Annotated in this window: 14 protein-coding genes; 9 read left to right on the top strand and 5 right to left on the bottom strand. The window is 61.8% G+C overall.

The annotated features are described in order from the left end of the window. The first annotated feature begins 69 nt into the window (after nt 1–69). From Q4G20_RS00545 to Q4G20_RS00515, 7 genes are all read left to right on the top strand, one after another. Entirely contained in the window at nt 70–1,374 is a 1,305-nt protein-coding gene (locus Q4G20_RS00545) for a Hint domain-containing protein (protein ID WP_303341072.1), read from the top strand. A 78-nt stretch (nt 1,375–1,452) separates the two neighbouring features. Continuing rightward, nucleotides 1,453–2,373, top strand: a complete 921-nt coding sequence (locus Q4G20_RS00540) for a manganese-dependent inorganic pyrophosphatase (RefSeq protein ID WP_303341070.1) — start codon at nt 1,453–1,455, stop codon at nt 2,371–2,373. Next, entirely contained in the window at nt 2,373–3,242 is an 870-nt protein-coding gene (locus Q4G20_RS00535) for a TIGR01459 family HAD-type hydrolase (protein WP_303341068.1), read from the top strand. Before Q4G20_RS00540 ends, Q4G20_RS00535 begins: the two co-directional genes overlap by 1 nt. Before the next feature lie 158 nt (nt 3,243–3,400). Then, nucleotides 3,401–3,844, top strand: coding sequence for a MaoC family dehydratase (locus tag Q4G20_RS00530; protein ID WP_303341066.1), 444 nt, complete (start codon nt 3,401–3,403; stop codon nt 3,842–3,844). Between the two features lie 30 nt (nt 3,845–3,874). Further along, the gene (locus Q4G20_RS00525; RefSeq protein WP_303341065.1) at nt 3,875–4,804 is read left to right on the top strand and encodes a bifunctional riboflavin kinase/FAD synthetase; all 930 of its coding nucleotides are present in this window, start codon (nt 3,875–3,877) and stop codon (nt 4,802–4,804) included. Continuing rightward, nucleotides 4,804–5,244 (top strand): YcgN family cysteine cluster protein, encoded by a 441-nt coding sequence (locus Q4G20_RS00520; protein WP_303341063.1) that lies wholly within the window; start codon nt 4,804–4,806, stop codon nt 5,242–5,244. Before Q4G20_RS00525 ends, Q4G20_RS00520 begins: the two co-directional genes overlap by 1 nt. After that, complete coding sequence (locus Q4G20_RS00515) at nt 5,241–6,278, top strand: low specificity L-threonine aldolase (protein ID WP_303341061.1); 1,038 nt, start codon at nt 5,241–5,243, stop codon at nt 6,276–6,278. The genes Q4G20_RS00520 and Q4G20_RS00515 overlap by 4 nt, the downstream gene beginning before the upstream one ends. Here Q4G20_RS00515 and Q4G20_RS00510 read toward each other — a convergent pair. The 5 genes from Q4G20_RS00510 to Q4G20_RS00490 form a co-directional block, all read right to left on the bottom strand. After that, nucleotides 6,254–6,739, bottom strand: a complete 486-nt coding sequence (locus tag Q4G20_RS00510; protein ID WP_303341059.1) for a CinA family protein — start codon at nt 6,737–6,739, stop codon at nt 6,254–6,256. The two genes, Q4G20_RS00515 and Q4G20_RS00510, sit on opposite strands and share 25 nt — an antisense overlap. Then, the gene (locus tag Q4G20_RS00505; RefSeq protein ID WP_303341057.1) at nt 6,736–7,227 is read right to left on the bottom strand and encodes a phosphatidylglycerophosphatase A; all 492 of its coding nucleotides are present in this window, start codon (nt 7,225–7,227) and stop codon (nt 6,736–6,738) included. Before Q4G20_RS00505 ends, Q4G20_RS00510 begins: the two co-directional genes overlap by 4 nt. 1 nt (nt 7,228) lies before the next feature. Further along, nucleotides 7,229–8,374 (bottom strand): bifunctional 2-C-methyl-D-erythritol 4-phosphate cytidylyltransferase/2-C-methyl-D-erythritol 2,4-cyclodiphosphate synthase, encoded by a 1,146-nt coding sequence (locus Q4G20_RS00500; protein WP_303341054.1) that lies wholly within the window; start codon nt 8,372–8,374, stop codon nt 7,229–7,231. Next, the gene (gene purL / locus Q4G20_RS00495) at nt 8,371–10,551 is read right to left on the bottom strand and encodes a phosphoribosylformylglycinamidine synthase subunit PurL (RefSeq protein WP_303341052.1); all 2,181 of its coding nucleotides are present in this window, start codon (nt 10,549–10,551) and stop codon (nt 8,371–8,373) included. The genes Q4G20_RS00500 and purL overlap by 4 nt, the downstream gene beginning before the upstream one ends. A 246-nt stretch (nt 10,552–10,797) precedes the next feature. After that, complete coding sequence (locus Q4G20_RS00490; protein ID WP_303341050.1) at nt 10,798–11,706, bottom strand: LysR family transcriptional regulator; 909 nt, start codon at nt 11,704–11,706, stop codon at nt 10,798–10,800. A 157-nt stretch (nt 11,707–11,863) separates the two neighbouring features. Here Q4G20_RS00490 and Q4G20_RS00485 point away from each other — a divergent pair, with 157 nt between their 5' ends. Together Q4G20_RS00485 and Q4G20_RS00480 are read left to right on the top strand one after the other, a co-directional pair. Continuing rightward, nucleotides 11,864–15,253: an indolepyruvate ferredoxin oxidoreductase family protein gene (locus Q4G20_RS00485; protein WP_303341047.1), complete on the top strand. Its 3,390-nt coding sequence runs from the start codon at nt 11,864–11,866 to the stop codon at nt 15,251–15,253. A gap of 64 nt (nt 15,254–15,317) precedes the next feature. Continuing rightward, complete coding sequence (locus Q4G20_RS00480; protein ID WP_303341044.1) at nt 15,318–16,130, top strand: glutamate racemase; 813 nt, start codon at nt 15,318–15,320, stop codon at nt 16,128–16,130. Nucleotides 16,131–16,150 lie beyond the last annotated feature (20 nt).

Here is a 16,150-nt window from a genome sequence, read left to right as displayed (position 1 = left end):
CGGGGTTACAGGCGGTCTAAATCACTCTTGAAGGTGTCAATAGCTTAATGAGTGTAGGAAGGTGTCCGCATGTCCGTATCGTTTAGTCATAATCGCACGCAATCCACGGCGACTCAGAACTCGGACGGTTTTTCGTTCCAAGCGGGCGATGATGGCGAATACATCGTTCGCGTTCAGACGGCCGATTATAATATCTTTAACAATGACGCTGGCTTCGTCAGGCCCTATGCTGGGATTGGTGGGTCTTTTGGCGATGCTCTCAACTTGGCGAACGGTGGCGGGGGCAGCGACGGCAAGGGCGGCGTTGCAAAGGTTACCTATACGTTCTCGGGCGCTGCGCAGAGTGTTCATGAATTTAACTTCCGAATCGAGAATATTCTCAGCGGATCGGTCCTGAACATTGTGAATCGCCCGGTTGTCCGCGTTGTCGCCTATGACAATGACGGCAACATGTTGGGCGATGAGTCGATCCGTTCGACACTGGGCGAAAATGTTTTGCGCGCTGATGACGGCACCGCCTATCTTGAGCGTTTCGATTATCAAACCGTTGACGGGCACGACACGCGCGACGGTGTGTCGTTTTATTCCGATGGCACGCGCGGCAACAGGCTCGATCCGAACGGATGGGTTGACGTTTCGATAACCAGACCAAGCGGCGGCAGCATTTCGCGGATCGAAGTGTTTTATTCGCAAGAACCCCCTGCGGGTTATGCGGGCTCGGCCGGGCAGCAAAGTGTTTTTATCAGCAATGCGTCATTCGTCCCGATCTGCTTTGCCCGCGACACCGAGATTCTGACCGAAGATGGACCTGTGGCGGTTCAGGATTTGTTCGTCGGTGATCTGGTCCAGACCCGCGACCACGGATTGCAGCCGATCCGCTGGATTGGCCGGAAACTGGTGCAAAATCTGCGTGAATTAAAACAATTCGCGCCGATCCGCATTTCCGCCGGTGCCTTGGGGCCGCACATTCCGGCTGCCGATTTGCTGGTCAGCCCGCAGCACCGGATTCTGGTGCGGTCCAAAATCGCCCAGCGGATGTTTGGCACCAACGAAGTTCTGGTCGCCGCAAAACAACTCTGCGGGCTGGATGGGATCAGCGTGGAAGATGGCGCGGATCAGGTTGAATATTTTCACCTGCTGTTCGAACGGCATGAAATCGTGATGTCGAATGGTGCGCAGACCGAAAGCCTGCTCACCGGGCCGCAGGCGCTGCAGTCGGTCGGACCGGCGGCGCGGGATGAGATTTTCAGCCTGTTCCCGGAACTGCGCGACCGTGATTATCAGGCCATTCCCGCGCGTCCGATGGTCGCGGGCCGGGTCGCGCGCAAGCTGGCCGACCGCCACGCCCGCAACAGCAAAAGCCTGATCGGTTAACCATCAGGCGGGCTGCGGCGTGGACAAAACCGGCAGCGATCCCTATAAGCGCGGCAACTGCAACGCATGAGGCGTATTATGACGATCAAGGTTTTCGGCCACACCTCCCCCGACACGGATTCGACCGGCTCGCCCATTATCTGGGCGTGGTATCTGAACGAATGTCGCAAACAACCGGCCAAGGCGGTGCTGCAAGGCGAACCGAACACCGAAGCCAACTGGATGCTGCACCGCTGGGATCTGGCCAAGCCGGAATTCATCACCGATGTTGCCGCCGGCGACAAATGCGTGATCGTGGACACCAACAACCCGGCGGAATTGCCGGCGTCCATCAATGACGCCGAAGTTATTGAAATCATTGACCATCACCTGTTGGCTGGCGGCATCAAAACCCGCACGCCGATCAACATCACCATCCGCCCGCTGGCCTGCACCGCCACGATCATGCATGACCTGATCGGCGATGACATGGCGCGGATGCCCGAAGCGATCAAAGGCGTGATGCTGACCTGTATTCTGTCGGACACGCTGGAATTCCGCAGCCCGACCACGACCCCGCATGACCGCGCTGTCGCGGAAAAGCTGGCCGCCGATCTGGGCCTGAACATCACCGATTACGCGACCGAAATGTTCGCCGCGAAGTCGGATGTCAGCGCGTTCAGCGACGACGCCTTGCTGCGTATGGACAGCAAAGAATACGAATTGGGCGGCAAACAGCTGCGCGTTTCGGTTCTGGAAACCACGGCACCGCAGGTTCTGCTGGACCGCAAAGCCGCGCTGATCGCCGCCATGCCCGCCGTTGCTGCGGCTGACGGCGCCGACGAAGTGCTTCTGTTCATCGTGGACATCCTGCGCGAAGAGGCGACCTTGCTGGTCCCGAACGACTTTGTGAAACAGGTCGCGGAACGCAGCTTTGCCGCCACCGTAACCGGCGACAGCGTTGTTCTGCCCGGCATCATGAGCCGTAAGAAACAGATCATCCCGGCTCTGGCGATCTGATGACGCGGATTATTCAGTCGCTGGCCGATGTCTCGGCCAGCTATGATGTGCTGTTCTGCGATCTGTGGGGCTGTCTGCATAACGGGCAGTCCCCCTATCCGGCGGCGGTCGCGGCGTTGCAGGCGTTTCGCGCGCAGGGCGGGCGGGTCTGTCTGATGACCAATGCGCCGCGTCCGGGGCATTACGTCATCGCGCAACTGGACCGCATGGGCGTGCCGCGCGATGCGTGGGATTTGGTCGTCAGTTCCGGCGACGCCGCGCAGGATGCGATGTTCGCGGGCGCGGTCGGGAACAAGGTCTGGCATATCGGCACCGAAAAAGATGACGGTTTTTTCACCGACATTCCCGATGATCTGGTGAATCCGGCGGTGATGGAGCGCGTCGAATTGGATCAGGCGCAGGGGATCGTGGCATCCGGGCCGTTCGACGAAATGACCGAAACGCCCGAAGATTACCGCGACCGTCTGATCTTTGCCCGCGATCGCGGTTTGCCGATGCTGTGCGCAAATCCCGATATTGTCGTGGATATGGGCGAACACCGGATTTATTGCGCCGGTGCCTTGGCCGAGTTTTACGAAAATCTGGGCGGCAAGGCGCTGTATTTCGGCAAACCCCATGCGCCGATCTATGACCGCGCGCGGCGGTTGATGGGGCTGGGCGACGACGCGCGGGTTCTGGCCGTGGGCGACGGCATCATGACCGACGTTAAAGGCGCGCGGGATCAGGGCATCGATTCGATTTTTGTCACCGGCGGTCTGGCGGCCGAGGCTTTGGGCGCTGACGTTGAAAACCCCGATGCGGATTTGCTGCGCGATTGGTTGGCGGTGCAAGAGATGGCCCCGACCTATGCAATTGGCCGATTGCGCTGATCTGCGCCACATGAGCCTTGCGACGCCCGGCATTGTCCGGGCGTTTTTATGTCTGGGGCAGGGTGCGCAACATTGTGCCGCACAAGTGTGCGCCAACGTAATTATCTTGCACCTACGCCGCAATGCTGCTATGCAGCATTATCCCATAGGAGGTCGGAATGTTGGATAACCTTCCCCGCGGCACCATCGTGATTGAGGATTTGGAACTGGGCATGACCCGCCATCTGCAAAAGCAGGTGACCGATCAGGACATTGACATGTTCGCGCAGGTATCGACCGACCGAAACCCGGTGCATCTGGATGATGACTATGCCCGCGACACGATTTTTCAGGGGCGGATTGCGCATGGCATGTTGACCGCCGGGTTGATTTCGGCGGTGATTGGCGAACAACTGCCGGGGCATGGCACGGTCTATCTGGGGCAGACGCTGAAATTCATGGCGCCGGTGCGCCCCGGCGATCTTGTCCGGGCCGAGGTGACGGTGGACGCTATCGACCACACCAAACGGCGGGTGACGCTTGCAACCCGCTGCTTGGTGGGCGATACGGTCGTGCTGAAGGGCGAGGCGGTCGTGCTGGCCCCAAGCCGCAAATTCGACTAGGGCGCGGGCCGCGCCGCATTGGGGGCGCCGTTGCATATCCACTCTGATTGGACCGGAATATCGCCCCATGCGCGCGGCGCAACCGTGGCAATGGGCAATTTCGACGGCGTTCATCGCGGGCATCGCGCGGTCATCGACATTGCGCGCCACGCGGCGGATGCGCCGTTAGGTGTGATCACATTCGAACCCCATCCGCGCCAGTTTTTCGCCCCCGACGCGCCGGCTTTTCGGCTGATGAACGCCGAATCGCGGGCCAACCGGCTGGCGCGTCTGGGGGTGCAGCATCTGTATGAGCTGCCCTTTGGCGCGGTCATGGCGGGACTGACGCCGCAGGGGTTTGCCCGTGATGTGTTGGTGAACGGGCTGGGCGTGGCGCATGTCACGGTCGGCGCGGATTTCTGTTTCGGTAAAGGGCGCGTGGGGACGGCGCAGACGCTGCACGATTTGGGGCAGCAGTTCGGTTTTGGCGTCACCGTGGTGCCGCTGGTGGGCGACGGCGGCGCGGATTTCAGTTCAACCGCGATCCGGCAGGCGCTGACTGATGGCCGCCCGCGCGATGCGGAAACCATGCTGGGCCATTGGCACCGGATCGAGGGCGAGGTGATCCACGGCGAAAAACGGGGCCGCAAATTGGGCTGGCCGACCGCGAATATGCGCATGGACGGGCTGCATCTGCCGCGTCTGGGCGTGTATGCCGTGCTGGTCGATATTCTGACCGGGCCGGATCGCGGCACCTATCGCGGGGTCTCCAGCCTTGGGGTGCGGCCGATGTTTGGCGAAAACGCGCCCAATCTGGAAACGCATCTGTTTGATTTCAATGGTGATTTATACGGTCAGCATCTGTCCGTCGCGCTGATTGAATTTCTGCGCGATGAGGTCAACTTTACCACCATCGACGCGCTGATCCGCCATATCGAAAACGACGCGGCGCAGGCGCGCAGCATTCTGGCGGGGCTGTGATGCGGGAAAAATTCTGGGAATTGCCGTTAACCAAACTGACCCCCGATGAGTGGGAGGCCCTGTGCGACGGCTGCGGCAAATGCTGCCTGAATAAAATCGAGTTCGAAGATACGAACGAACTGGCCTTTACCCGCGTCGCCTGTAAGCTGTTGGATGACCACGCCTGCCGGTGCAGCAGCTATGCCAACCGGCATGATTTCGTGCCGGATTGCGTCGTGCTAAGCCCCGAAAAAATCAAGGAAATTGCGTGGTGGCTGCCCGGCACCTGCGCCTATCGTCTGCGGCATCAGGGGCAGCCCTTGGCCGATTGGCACCCGCTGATTTCCGGTGATCCCGAATCGGTGCATCGCGCGGGCATCAGTATGCGTGGCCGCACCGTCAGCGAATTGACCGTGACCGAAGACGATTGGGAAGACCACATCATCGAAGACCTGTCATGAATTTCGCATCCGACAATTCCTGGGGCGCGCATCCGGCGGTTTTGCGGGCCTTGTCCGATGCAAATGACGGGGCGGTGATGGGCTATGGCGCGGACCCGGTGACGGAACGCGCGGCGGATGCGGTGCGCGACGTGTTGCAGGCGCCCGACGCCGTGGTGCGATTCATTTCGACGGGGACGGCGGCGAATGCACTGGTCTGCGCGCAATTGGCGCCGCCCTATGGCCGGATTTACGCCCATCACGACGCGCATATCGAAACCAGCGAATCCGGCGCGCCGGAATTTTTCACCCATGGCGCGAAACTGGTGACGCTGCCGGGCGCGGATGGTCGCATGTCGCCCGATGATCTGGCGCAGGCGATAAGCGCAGGCGCGGCGGGCGGTCTGAATGTGGGGCAAAACGCCATGGTGTCGATCACCAATGCGACCGAATGGGGGACGGTTTACGACCCCGAACAGATCGCGGCGATTGCGCGCGTAACCCATGACGCGGGGTTAGTGCTGCATATGGATGGCGCGCGGTTTGCCAATGCGGCGGCGTATCTGGGCTGTTCGGCGGCGGATCTGACATGGCGCGCCGGGGTGGATGCGCTGTGTTTCGGCGGCACGAAGAACGGTGCCATGGGGGCCGAGGCTGTGGTGTTCTTTAACCCCGATCACGCCGTGGGCTTTGATTTCCGGCGCAAGCAATCGGGGCATGTGTTTTCGAAATCGCGGTTTCTGGCGGCGCAGATGCTGGCGTTGATGACCGATGATTTATGGTTAACGATCGCCGCGCAGGCCAATGCCAAAGCGGCTTATCTGGCCGATGCCGTCGTGGCGGGCGGGGGCGCGTTGTTGGCTCCGGTCCAGTCGAACGCGGTGTTCGCCACGATCCCCGCCGCGGCCCATACCCGCGCGCAGGCGGCGGGGGCGCGTTACCATCTGTGGTCTGATGATGCGCCGGACGGGGTGAATCCGGTTGCCGTGCGATTGGTCTGCGCATGGGACACGCCCGACGATATGGTGCATCAGATGGCGGCGCTGCTGTCCTGATCCAAAGCCGCCAGCAACAGGTTCAGCGCGTGGTTCACCGTTGCCGCGCGCACCCCGGCGCGGCCAAGCGCCCCAAAATCAACGGTTTCGGTGCTGGTGCCTGCGGGGGTGGCGATCCCGAAGCACACGCGGCCTTCGGGTTTGTGATCGGACCCGCCGGGGCCTGCGATGCCCGTCACCGACACCGCGATCCCCGCATCAGAGGCCCGCAACGCGCCCGAGGCCATTTCAGCGGCGGTTTCTTCGCTGACCGCGCCATGATCGGCCAAGGTCTGCGCCGACACGCCCAGCATCTGCATTTTCGCGGCATTGGAATAGGTGATAAAGCCGCGATCCACCACATCCGACGACCCGGCAATATCGGTTAACGCCGCACCGATCAGCCCGCCCGTGCAGCTTTCGGCCGTGGCGATCATCACGCCGCGTTTGCGCGCGGCATTAAGAACGCGGGCGGCGGTCACATCAGGAATCCGTGGCTGATGGCGGCGGCGGCCATCGTGGCCAGACCCGCGAACAGCCCGGCCCACAGATCGTCCAGCATCACCCCCGCCGCATCGCCGCGCCGATCCGCGCGGCCCACCAACCACGGTTTCCAAATGTCGAACAGGCGGAAAAACAGGAACGCCGCGACCCATCCCGGATAGGGAAAGCTGTCCGCAGGCAGGCCCATCATCCAGAAGCCAAAGGACGGAAAGCACAGGGCCAGCCATTGACCGGCGACTTCGTCGATGACAATTTCGCTGCGGTCGGGGTCGGCCATGCCGGCGGTGTGGCGCGCAACGGCCCAGAACCCGACGGCGGTCACCGCGACGGTGGCAAGTGCCAGCAAGGGGAAATGCCCGATCCGGTGGATCAGCAGCCCCATGACAACCGCGACGGCGGACCCCCACGTGCCGGGGGCGGGGCGCAAAAGGCCCGCGCCGAACCAGATGCACAACAGCCGTTCCATATCAGCCCCCGATCAGCGCGCAGGTGGCGATTGCGGCGATGCCTTCGCGCCGTCCGGTAAAGCCCAGCCGTTCCGATGTCGTGGCCTTGACGCTGATGCGGGCGGGGTCGATGTCCATGATCTCGGCCAGTCGCGCCTGCATCGCGGCGGCATGGGGGCCGATTTTCGGGGCCTCGCAGATCAGCGTCACATCGGCATTGCCAAAGCGGAACCCCTGCGCGCGGGCCAGATCGGCGGCGTGGCGCAGGAAAATCGCGCTGTCGGCGCCTTTCCATTGCGGATCGGACGGGGGAAAATGGCGGCCAATATCGCCCTGCGCCAAGGCGCCATAAATCGCGTCCGTCAGCGCATGCATCCCCACATCGGCGTCGGAATGACCAACCAACCCCGCCTCATGCGCGATCTGCACGCCGCACAGCCAGACATGATCCCCCGGACCAAAGGCGTGAACGTCGTATCCATTGCCCAGCCGAATATCCATGTCGCCCCCTAAAATGCGTTCCGCCCGCGCGAAATCGGCGGGATAGGTGATTTTCAGATTGTCTTCGCTGCCCGGTGTGATGGTCACAGCGATGCCGGACCTCAGCGCCAGTTCCACATCATCAGCCGCGCCCTGTGGGTTTTGCCGATGCGCCATGAGTATTTTTGCACAAGAGAAACCCTGCGGCGTTTGCGCCCGATACAAACCGTCCCGCGCGGCGGTGCCGGTTACGGTCTGGTTTTCGCCGCGCCATAACGCGTCCGACACGGGCAGGGCGGGGGCTGCGGCATCGGCCCCCGATTGCAGCGCGTCGATCACGCCTTGGATCACCGCGTCGCTGACCAGCGGGCGCGCGCCATCATGGATCAGCACATGGCTGGCCTGACCGTTCAGCGCGTTCAGCCCGGCAAGGACGCTGGCGGAGCGCGTTTCTCCCCCCGTGACAATCGTGACGGGACCGGCGAATTCGGTGATCGCGTCGGGCAGATCGTCGGGATGCACCACAAGAATAACGCGGTCAAAGCCCGCAAAGGCGGCGATGCTGCGCGCCAGAACCGATTGGCCGCGCAGCATTTGCCATTGTTTGGGGCGGTCGCCGCCCGCACGGGTGCCGCGCCCTGCCGCCGTGATAATGGCGGCAAAGCCTGCTGGTGCGCGCAGCGTCATGCGTGATCGGGCGTGTCGCCGCCAATCGCCGCCGCAAACGCCGTGCGATAGAGGCGCGACAGATCGGCCAAGGGCGCGGCGTCGCCGCCCAGCGTGACCACTTCGCCGCCGAACTGACCCACGCGCGCGACCGGCACACCGGCTTCAGCCGCCGCCGCGATCAGCGCATCGGCTTGTGTCGGCGCACAGGCGACCAGATAGCGGGCCTGATCTTCGCCAAAGAGTTGCGCGATGTCGGCGCTGTCCAGCGTCACGCCGATCTGTGCGGCGTCGGCCATTTCGAACGCGGCCAAGGCCAGCCCGCCATCGGACAGATCGGTCGCCGCATTGACCAGACCGCGATGTGCGCGCAGAAATTCGCCATGCGCGCGTTCGGCGCTCAGATCGACATGCGGGGCGTCACCGGATTCGATGCCGAAGGCCTCGGCTGCAAGCGCGGATTGCCCCAGATGGCCGGTCGTTTCGCCGATCACCACGGCCACATCGCCCGCGACGGGCAGGCCCGCGATCAGGTCGTTCAGATCCGCGATCAGGCCAACACCGCCAATCGTGGGCGTCGGCAAAATCGCGCGACCGTCGGTTTCGTTATACAGCGACACGTTCCCCGACACGATGGGGAAGTCCAATGCGCGGCAGGCTTCGCCAATGCCCTGAATCGCGCCGACGAATTGGCCCATGATTTCGGGCTTTTCGGGGTTGCCGAAATTCAGGTTGTCGGTCGTGGCCAGCGGCGTGGCGCCAACGGCGGTCAGGTTTCGATACGCCTCGGCCACGGCTTGGCGGCCACCTTGGACAGGGTTGGCCTTGACGTAACGCGGGGTCACGTCGCTGGTAAAGGCAAGGGCTTTGGTCGTGCCATGCACGCGCACCACGCCCGCGCCCATTCCGGGGCGGCGGATCGTGTCGGCACCGACCTGCGTGTCATATTGTTCCCAAACCCAATGTTTGCTGGCGTAGTTGGGCGATCCGATCAGCGCGCGCAGGGCCGCAATCGGGGCGATCTGGGGCAGTTCGGTCAGCGGTTCCGCCGCCGGGGTTTCGATCCACGGGCGGTCATATTCCGGCGCGCTGCTGGACAGTTTCGACAGCGGCAGATCGGCCACGATGTCATTGCCATGCAGGATCAGGAAGCGATCTTCGGCAATGGTTTCGCCAACGATGGCAAAGTCCAGATCCCATTTTTCAAAGATGGCGCGGGCCTCGGCCTCTTTTTCGGGCTTGAGGACCATCAACATGCGTTCCTGCGATTCGGACAGCATCATTTCATAGGCGGTCATCGCGCGTTCGCGCTGCGGGACGTGATCCAGCACCAGTTTGATGCCCAGCCCGCCTTTGTCGCCCATTTCGACGGCGGAACAGGTCAGACCGGCGGCGCCCATATCCTGAATCGAGATGACGGAATCGGTCGTCATCAGTTCCAGGCACGCCTCTAGCAGGCATTTTTCGGTGAAGGGATCGCCGACCTGAACGGTGGGGCGTTTTTCTTCGATCGTGTCGTCAAATTCGGCGGATGCCATGGTCGCGCCGCCCACGCCGTCGCGGCCGGTTTTCGCGCCCAGATACACAACCGGCATCCCCACGCCCGACGCCGCCGAATAGAAAATCTTATCCGCATCGGCCAGACCGGCGGCAAAGGCGTTCACCAGACAGTTGCCGTCATAGGCGGGGTGAAACCGCACCTCTCCGCCGACATTTGGCACGCCGAACGCGTTGCCATAGGCGCCGATCCCTTCGACCACGCCTTTGACCAGATGCGGGGTTTTGGGATGGTCGGTGCGGCCAAAGGAAAGCGCGTCCATGGCGGCAATCGGGCGCGCGCCCATCGTGAACACGTCGCGCAAAATGCCGCCAACCCCGGTCGCTGCGCCCTGATGCGGTTCGATATAGGACGGGTGGTTATGGCTTTCCATTTTGAAAACAACGGCCTGACCGTCGCCAATATCCACCACGCCGGCATTTTCACCGGGGCCACAAATCACCTGCGGGCCGGTCGTGTGCAGCGTGCGCAGCCATTTTTTCGACGATTTATAGGAACAATGTTCGTTCCACATCGCAGAAAAAATGCCCAGTTCGGTAAAGGTCGGTTCGCGCCCGATGATGTGCAGGATGCGGTCGTATTCGTCGGGCTTCAGCCCGTGCGCGGCGATCAGGTCGGGGGTGATCGTGGGTTCCTGCATGTTACGGCCCTTTTTGCGCTGACAGATTTCTGGCCTTTTATGGCTTTGGCGCAGCTATGGAAAGGGGGCAGGGCGCGGGATAAAAAAAAGCCGGGCAAAACGCCCGGCCTAAGTCCAACAGGGAGGTAGAAAGCCGGGCAGAATAAGCCACAACCTTCTGAGGGTGACATATTTACATGCCATGTCGGAATCAACCTTTTTATGCTGCAAGTGCAGCATAGCCGACATGCGCTGACCGAATGGCTGTCAGGTGGTGATGCCGGTTTCAGTCAGGTGGCGGCGGAAGGACTGAATTTCCTCTAACACGAAATCGCGGAATACGGCGACGCGGCGGGTCTGGCGCAGTTCTTCGGGATAGGCAAGGAAAACAGGCACTTCGTCGGATTCCAGATCGGGCAGAACGCGCACCAGTTGCGGATAATCGGCCAGCAGATAGGCGGGCATCACGCCGATGCCCAGATTGGCCAAGGTCGCCTGAACCACGCCAAAGTAATTGTTCACCGTCAGCGTGGACCCGATGGGATGGGTCATGATCTGTTGCACCAGATCAGCGCCCGCCGCCACCTGCGGCAAGTTCGGCTTTTGACAAATCAGCCGGTGTTGATCCAGATCTGCCAGCGTCTTCGGCATGCCCTTGGCCGCGATATAGTCGGGGCTGGCATAAAGCCGCATCCGGATATTCAGCAAACGGCGGCGGATCAGATCGGACTGGTTCGGTTCCTTCATGCGGATGGCGACGTCGGCTTCGCGCATGGGCAGGTCCAGCAGGCGTTCCTCCAGCATCAGGTCGATGCGCAGATCAGGGTATTTATCATACAGTTTGACCAGACGCGGCGCCAGCCACAGCGACCCGAACCCCACCGTCGTGGTCACGCGCAATTCGCCGAAAACGCCATCCTCGCTGTCCCTGATCCGGGCCGAGGTGCTTTCCAATTTGCGCGCCATGGTCGATGTGGCTTCGAACAGCAATTCGCCCTGTTCGGTCAGAATCAGGCCGCGGGCGTGGCGGTGAAACAGGGTCGTGCCAAGTGATTCTTCCAGGGCGCGGATCTGGCGACTGACCGCCGACTGGGACAGGTGCAGCGTGTCGCCGGCATGGGTCAAACTGCCCGCATCCGCAACCGCGTGAAATATCCTTAGCTTGTCCCAATCCATTCGTGTTACAATCCTGTCATAACGGCCATGCAGTTTTTGCAGACATTACGTTACAGCCGTTTACGCGGCATGACCATTATGTCAAGATTTTTGCTTTCATCGGTCAACAGTTCTGACCTATAATGCAAAGCAGCGCGCCACAAGGGAGGAACACCGCATGAGCAAGCAAGAATTTTCGCTGGCCGATCGTTACGATCTGACCAAATCGCAGGTTTTGCTGAACGGGACGCAGGCTTTGGTCCGGCTGATGCTGATGCAGGCGGCGCGCGATCAGGCGGCGGGTCTGAACACGGCGGGTCTGGTCACGGGCTATCGCGGGTCGCCCTTGGGGGGCGTCGATCTGCAAATGGCGCGCGAAACCAAACGGCTGGCGGCGGCGAATGTGCTGTTCCAGCCCGGCCTGAACGAAGATCTGGCCGCAACCGCGATCTGGGGCGCGCAGCAGGCCGAAATGCGCGGCGAAGGCAAATATGACGGCGTGTTCGGTCTGTGGTATGGCAAAGGTCCGGGCGTTGACCGGTCGGGCGATGTGATGCGCCACGCGAATATGGCCGGTTCGTCCCCGCATGGCGGCGTGGTGATGGCCATGGGCGACGACCACACCGGCGAAAGCTCGTCCGTGTTGCACCAATCGGATTGGGCGATGATTGACGCCTATATCCCGGTTCTGTCGCCCGCAGGCGTTCAGGAAATCTTGGATTACGGGTTGTATGGTTACGCCATGTCGCGCTTTGCGGGCGTCTGGACCGGCCTGAAAACCATGAAAGACACGGTCGAGGTGACCAGCGTTGTGGACGGCGACCCGTTCCGCCTGAAGTTTGTCACCCCCGAATTTGTTATGCCCGAAGGCGGGCTGAACATCCGCCCCGGCGACACCCCCGTCGCCCAAGAGGCGCGGATGATCGACTATAAACGCTTTGCCGCCGAGGCATTCGCCCGCGCCAACCGCATTGACCGTCAGGTCTGGGGTAAGCCGGGCGCGAAAATCGGCTTTGTCGCGGCGGGGAAAAACTGGCTGGATCTGGTCCATGCGCTGTCCCTGTTGGGCATTGATCAGGCCGAGGCCGAACGGCTGGGCATCACCACCTATAAGGTTGGGCAGACCTGGCCGCTGGACATGAAGTCTATGCAAGAATGGTCTGAAAACCTTGACCTAATTGTCTGCGTTGAAGAAAAACGCAAGATGATCGAGGTGCAGATCAAAGAGGCGATCTTTGACAGCCGCCACGGCCGCCGCATTCATGGCTGGAAACACGACCGCACGGGCGAAGAACTGTTCCCGACGCGCTATGCCCTGGACCCGGTGATTATCGCGCAGAAAATCGGCAACATCCTGATCGAAGAAGGCCGCGGCACCGACCAGATCCGCGCCGGGATCGACCGCCTGAACGATGTGCGCCGCAACGATAACGCACCTGAGATTGCGACGCGAACCCCTTGGTTTTGTTCGGGTTGTCCGCACAACACCAGCACGCGCCTGCCCGATGGCGCGCGCGCCTATGCCGGGATCGGCTGTCACTATATGGTGCAGTGGATGGACCGCGAAACCAACGGTTTCACCCAAATGGGCGGCGAAGGCGTGAACTGGGTCGGCGAAGCACCGTTCAGCACCAGAAACCATGTTTTTCAAAACCTTGGCGACGGAACCTATAACCATTCGGGGATTTTGGCGATCCGCGCGGCACTGGCTGCGGGAACGAACATCACCTATAAAATCCTGTATAATGATGCGGTTGCGATGACCGGCGGTCAGCCGAACGAAGGCGACCTGACCGCGCCGCAAATCGCGCGCGAACTGGTCGCCATGGGCGTGAACCCCGTCGTTGTCGTGTATGACGAAAAAGAAGACGTTGACCGCAAACAATTCCCCAGTGGCCTGCGTTTCGAAGAACGCGATAAGATGCTGAATGTTCAACAGGAATTGTCCACGGGAACAGGCGTCAGCGCGATTTTGTATATCCAGACCTGCGCCGCCGAAAAACGCCGTCGCCGGAAAAAAGGCGACTTCCCCGATCCCGACCGCCGCATCTGGATCAACCCCGAAGTTTGCGAAGGCTGCGGCGATTGCGGCGTGCAATCGAACTGTGTGTCGATCGTGCCGCTGGACACCGAACTGGGCCGCAAACGCCAGATCGACCAGTCGTCGTGCAACAAAGATTACAGCTGTGTCAAAGGCTTCTGCCCCAGCTTTGTATCGGTGCAGGGCGGCAAGCTGCGCAAACCCAAGGCCGAGGCGTTCGATCTGCCTGACCTGCCCACGCCCTCGCTGCCCGCGATCAACGGCACGCATAACGTCGTGATTACCGGCGTCGGCGGCACCGGCGTTGTGACCATCGGCGCGGTTCTGGCGCAGGCGGCGCATATGGACGGCAAGGGCGCGGGCCTGATGGAAATGGCCGGGCTGGCGCAAAAAGGCGGCGCGGTTCACATCCATCTGCGTCTGGCGAACCGCCCTGAAGATATTTCTGCCATCCGCGTTGCCGTGGGCGAAGCCGACTGCATCATCGGCGGCGATCTGGTCGTGACGGCGGGCGGCAAAACCATCGGGTTGATGACCCAAGGCCGCACCGGCGCCGTGGTGAACGATCACGAAATCATCACCGGCGACTTTACCCGGCTCCGTGATTTTCAGGTGCCGGCGGACCGGCTGAAACTGTCGCTGCAATCGCGGTTGCAGGATCGGGTCGCGTTCTTTGACGCCAGCGATCTGGCTCTGCGTATGCTGGGCGATTCGATCTATTCCAACATGCTGATGCTGGGGGCCGCGTGGCAACAGGGGCTGGTGCCGCTGTCACAGGACGCGATCCTGAAGGCGATTGAGCTGAACGGCGCCAAGGTGGCCGAAAATCAGCGCGCGTTTCAGATTGGCCGCTGGGCGATTGCCTTCCCGGACCAGATCGCGCGGCCTGCGGATGTGGCGACCTTGCCCGTTGATCCGGTGGATTATCGCGCCGACCGTCTGGTCGGGTATCAGAACGCGCGTCTGGCGAAGCGTTTCCGCAAGCTGGTTGATAAGGCCCCGGCGGAATTGCGCGACAGCGTGGCGCGCGGATATTACAAGCTGTTGGCCTATAAAGACGAATACGAAGTCGCGCGCCTGCATCTGACAACCGCTGATCGCGTGGCCGAATTGTGGGAAGGCGATGTGAAGCTGTCCTATCACCTTGCGCCGCCGATCATGGGTGGCACGGGCGCGGATGGCCGCCCGCCGAAACGCGAATTCGGGCCGTGGATGCTGCGCGGTTTCCGCGTTCTGGCTGCGCTCAAGGGGATTCGCGGCACGATCATCGACCCGTTCCGGTGGCACCCCGAACGCAAACGTGAACGTGATATGATCCGCGAATACGAAGCCGACATGGCCGAGGTTCTGGCTAAGGTCACGCCTGCCACCATGTCGGTGGCCCAAGAACTGGCCGAATTGCCGCTGACCGTGCGCGGTTATGGCCCGGTCAAGGACAAAGCCGCGGATGAGGCCGCCGAACGCCGCGCCGAATTGCTGGCGTGGTTCCGGGCCGGTGGTGCGCCCCGGCAAGAGGCCGCCGAATGATCTAAGTCATTTTCTTCTGTCGCGCGGTGTCTTACCACAGACCCGCGCAGGACAGGGGGATGTGATGGCGATTGGCGTTTTTGATTCGGGGCTGGGTGGTCTGACGGTGCATCAGGCGATTGCCGCGCGGTTGCCTGATCTGCCGCTGGTCTATCTGGGTGACAACGCGCACGCCCCCTATGGCGTGCGGACGCCGGACGATATTTACGACCTGACCTGTCAGGCCGTGACGCGGCTGTGGGACGAAGGATGTGATCTGGTCATTCTGGCCTGCAACACCGCTTCCGCCGCCGCTCTGCGCCGGATGCAGGAAAGCTGGTTGCCTGCGGATAAGCGCGTTCTGGGCGTGTTTGTCCCCATGATCGAGGCACTGACCGAACGCGCATGGGGCGACAATTCGCCGCCCCGTCGCGTCGCGGTCAGCAATGTGGCGCTGTTTGCGACGCCCGCCACCGTGGCCAGCCGTGCGTTTCAACGCGAACTGGCCTTTCGCGCCGTGGGGGTGGATGTCGAGGCGCAGCCCTGCGGCGGTGTCGTCGATGCCATTGAAATGGGTGACGAAATTCTGGCCGAGGCTTTGGTGACATCCCATGTCGAGGCCTTGCTGCGCCGGATGCCGCATCCCGAAGCCGCGATTTTGGGCTGCACGCATTACCCGCTGATGCAGGACGCGTTTCAGCGCGCTTTGGGTCCGCAGGTGCAGGTTTTCAGTCAGGCGGGGCTGGTCGCGGAAAGCCTGGCTGACTATCTTACACGCAGGCCCGAATTTATCGGTTCGGGAACGCAGTCGAAATATCTGACGACGGGCGACCCGGTGCGGGTGTCTGGCAAAGCCACGCAGTTTCTGCGCCGTCCGATCCAGTTTCAGGCTGCCTGACAGAAAGGGGCATGATATGG

The sequence above is a fragment of the Paracoccus sp. (in: a-proteobacteria) genome (assembly GCF_030538495.1).
Taxonomy (GTDB): Bacteria; Pseudomonadota; Alphaproteobacteria; order Rhodobacterales; family Rhodobacteraceae; genus Paracoccus.
This window is presented reverse-complemented; position numbering and strand designations above follow the sequence as displayed.

Excerpts from the sequence above, each read along its gene's own strand:
- purL (WP_303341052.1), bottom strand. The coding sequence starts at position 10,551 with ATGCAGGAACCCACGATCACCCCCGACCTGATCGCCGCGCACGGGCTG.
- Q4G20_RS00490 (WP_303341050.1), bottom strand. The coding sequence starts at position 11,706 with ATGGATTGGGACAAGCTAAGGATATTTCACGCGGTTGCGGATGCGGGC.
- Q4G20_RS00485 (WP_303341047.1), top strand. The coding sequence starts at position 11,864 with ATGAGCAAGCAAGAATTTTCGCTGGCCGATCGTTACGATCTGACCAAA.
- Q4G20_RS00480 (WP_303341044.1), top strand. The coding sequence starts at position 15,318 with ATGGCGATTGGCGTTTTTGATTCGGGGCTGGGTGGTCTGACGGTGCAT.
- Q4G20_RS00535 (WP_303341068.1), top strand. The coding sequence starts at position 2,373 with ATGACGCGGATTATTCAGTCGCTGGCCGATGTCTCGGCCAGCTATGAT.
- Q4G20_RS00545 (WP_303341072.1), top strand. The coding sequence starts at position 70 with ATGTCCGTATCGTTTAGTCATAATCGCACGCAATCCACGGCGACTCAG.
- Q4G20_RS00540 (WP_303341070.1), top strand. The coding sequence starts at position 1,453 with ATGACGATCAAGGTTTTCGGCCACACCTCCCCCGACACGGATTCGACC.
- Q4G20_RS00520 (WP_303341063.1), top strand. The coding sequence starts at position 4,804 with ATGCGGGAAAAATTCTGGGAATTGCCGTTAACCAAACTGACCCCCGAT.
- Q4G20_RS00505 (WP_303341057.1), bottom strand. The coding sequence starts at position 7,227 with ATGGAACGGCTGTTGTGCATCTGGTTCGGCGCGGGCCTTTTGCGCCCC.
- Q4G20_RS00530 (WP_303341066.1), top strand. The coding sequence starts at position 3,401 with ATGTTGGATAACCTTCCCCGCGGCACCATCGTGATTGAGGATTTGGAA.
- Q4G20_RS00500 (WP_303341054.1), bottom strand. The coding sequence starts at position 8,374 with ATGACGCTGCGCGCACCAGCAGGCTTTGCCGCCATTATCACGGCGGCA.
- Q4G20_RS00515 (WP_303341061.1), top strand. The coding sequence starts at position 5,241 with ATGAATTTCGCATCCGACAATTCCTGGGGCGCGCATCCGGCGGTTTTG.